This window comes from Actinomycetota bacterium (assembly GCA_035536535.1).
GTDB lineage: Bacteria > Actinomycetota > JAICYB01 > JAICYB01 > JAICYB01 > DATLNZ01.
Window position 1 is genome coordinate 1 of sequence record DATLNZ010000078.1, and the last position, 2,261, is coordinate 2,261.

Consider the following 2,261-nt stretch of genomic DNA (forward strand, 5'->3'; position numbering starts at 1 on the left):
CCGCTGACGGCCTGGTCGACGTCGCGCACCGCCACCGACTGGCATTGTGGCTCGCCATAGGCGTTCTGAGCGCCGCGGCAGTGATAGCGCGGCGCGCCGTGTCCATAGCCGACCCCCATCTGCCGGCCACAACGGCCGCAACGGATCAGTCCGGCCAGGAAGGCTGATCCGTCGCGCGGCGCACCGCGGCGTTTCTGCGCGAAGTTGTAGCGATTGTCGGCGAGCTGTCGGCAGTTGGCCCGATAGGCGTCAAAGCTCAGATAGGCTGGGTAGATGTCAGGCACCACGATGTCCCACGCCTCCGGCGCGAGCCGCCCCTCAACCATGCTGGTGCGATCGCCGGTGCGCCCGTAGGCGTAGTCGGGTAGGCGCTACGACATTGCTGTCGAGCGCCCCCCTCAGAACCGGACGTGCTGATTGCTCCGCATCCGGCTCAAGCCTCTGCCGCTTCATATCCCACCCGCTGGTGATGCCGGTGATGGCACCACCGGTGCAGGAGGCGCAGGTTTCCCGTCTCGTTCCCGCCGCCCTGGTGGCGCGGCTTGGCGTGGTGCTCGTCCATCAGGCCGATGTCCTCGTCCGGGTCGAACGGGACGCCGCACGCGGCGCAAGCATAGCCCTGGGTTCGGAGGAGGTCCTGCCGCCGTCTGGAGAGGGAGCGAGCCTCCAATCTCCGCTGCCGCCGCTCGTCCCAGTACGGTCGTGCGTCGGGGTCCAGGGGACTGCTGCGTCCCCTGACCTTGATGTGGCGGACGATCTTGGTGTCGCTGTACCAGGGCAGCATGGCCGCCCCCGGCACCGCTGCGTCTGCGAAGTTCCACACCCGTGATCGGGTCGGCCTGAAGTAGCGGGCCTTGACCCATCCTTTGCTCTTCGTCGGGTGTCGCCGCCTGGCCCACGCCCACAGCATCTGCCAGACCCGATGGTCAGCATAGGAGAAGGTGCGGGCGGAGCAGGCGTGGCGGTAATACAGGGTCCAGCCCCGGATCACCGGAGCAAGGGCCCGCACCACCGCTCCGGCGGGGGCTTGTCTGTTCGCGTCGAGGTAGGCCTTGATCGCGCGCAGGTGCGCGAGAACCTTGGCCTTCTCCGGTCGGATCAGCAGCTTCCCGTCGCGGAACTTCCGGGCCGTGAACCCGAGGAAGTCGAAGCCTGCATCGATGGAGACGATGCGGGTCTTCGCGTGGTTCAGCACGAGCCCCCGGTCGGCCAGGAAGGCCTCGAGCCTGGGGAGCACATGCCGTTCCAGGACCTCCTTCGACGGCGCCGTCACGAGGACGTCATCGGCGTACCTGATCAGGACGACGCTCTTGTCCATCCCCTTCTTCGTTGCGGCCTTGACGGGGTTGCCGTCGCGGTCCTCGCCGCCGAAGAGGCGCTCCATCCCATCGAGGGCTACATTCGCCAATACGGGCGAGAGAATTCCGCCCTGCGGCGTACCGGCCTCGCTGGCGCGCCAGGCACCCCTGTCGATCGATCCGGCCTTGAGCCAGCGTTCGATCATCCTCGTGAAGGTCGGCAGCCTCGCCAGCAATGGCCCGTGGGCGATGGCGTCGAAGCAGCCGGAGATGTCGGCATCGAGGATCCATCGGCTCGACCCCTTCTGGCCGAGCGCAATGAAGACCGCCTCGATCGCGTCCATCGTGCACCGTCCGGGCCTGAACCCGTAGCTGTTCGCCTCGAAGCGCGTCTCCCACTCGGGTTCCAGCGCCAGCTTGACGACAGCCTGCATCACGCGGTCTTTGACGGTCGGGATGCCCAGAGGACGCAGCTTGCCGTTGGCCTTCGGGATGTAGACCCTCCGGACCGGTTTCGGCTTGTATCCTGTGAGGTCCAAACCGCTCTCCAGCAGCGTCACCCGGTCTTCCGGCGTCCGGCACACCACGCCGTCGATCCCGGGTGTGTTCCTGCCCGTGTTCCGCTGGGTCACCTGTCGGATCGCCAGCAGCTTCGCGGACCGGGAGCGGACGAGCAGCTTCTGCAAGTTTTTCACTCGCGCGCCGTCGCCTGCCTTCGCGGCACGGAAGATCCGGTCCTGGATGCGCCCTACGACGGCCTCCGTTGCGGTCCAGTCCACGCTGGACCACGTCATCGGCTGTCGCCCGTCGGTCTGTTCGGCTCTCACCGTCTAACGTCTCCGACCGGCACTGGCGTCCAGGTCCATGGCTTCCGCTGAGACCTGCCGGAAGTCTGCGCCCTTTCGGGCCGGGTATCCCCCGCTTGTGCGGGCCCTATCCGCCCCATTACAGGGCGGCCTTCGC

Annotated in this window: 2 protein-coding genes; both read right to left on the reverse strand. The window is 67.3% G+C overall.

Features of this window, described 5'->3' with window-relative positions; genetic code table 11:
* The coding region (locus VNE62_05180) for a zinc ribbon domain-containing protein (protein HVE91674.1) at positions 1-284 on the reverse strand (284 nt) is incomplete at its 3' end.
* Positions 285-433: 149 nt separating this feature from the next.
* Positions 434-2,125 (reverse strand): group II intron reverse transcriptase/maturase, encoded by a 1,692-nt coding sequence (ltrA, locus tag VNE62_05185; protein ID HVE91675.1) that lies wholly within the window; start codon positions 2,123-2,125, stop codon positions 434-436.
* Positions 2,126-2,261: the final 136 nt, after the last annotated feature.